This is a genomic window from Clostridium sp. CMCC3677, from assembly GCF_023845585.1.
GTDB classification, from domain to species: Bacteria; Bacillota; Clostridia; order Clostridiales; family Clostridiaceae; genus Clostridium; species Clostridium aquiflavi.
Genome location: NZ_JAMQHS010000054.1, coordinates 1 through 269, shown reverse-complemented (window position 1 = coordinate 269; position 269 = coordinate 1). Strand labels below are relative to the sequence as shown.

Sequence of the window (269 nt, the reverse complement as noted above, 5' to 3'; positions counted from 1 at the left end):
CTGCAAAGGCATAAGGCTTTATTTTATTATCCTTAAACATAGCCACTTCTTCTCCATCTTTATCAAGAACAATACAAGTTGAACTATCTTGACCTACTCCTTCTGAGCTATCAACTCCAATGAAATATTTATCACTATTAATAGGTTTTTTGTACATAAAAAAAGACTTGCCATAATACTTCTTTAATTCAATCGGCAAGTCTAAATCATTCTTATTCAAGAACTTTTCTTTATTTAATTGTAAAACTCTCAATGTATTTGTAATCTTT

1 pseudogene is annotated in these 269 nt (G+C 28.6%); it reads right to left on the bottom strand.

Features of this window, described 5'->3' with window-relative positions:
• A pseudogene (locus NG901_RS16710) lies at positions 1 to 253 on the bottom strand (hypothetical protein); the annotation flags it as partial.
• Positions 254 to 269 lie beyond the last annotated feature (16 nt).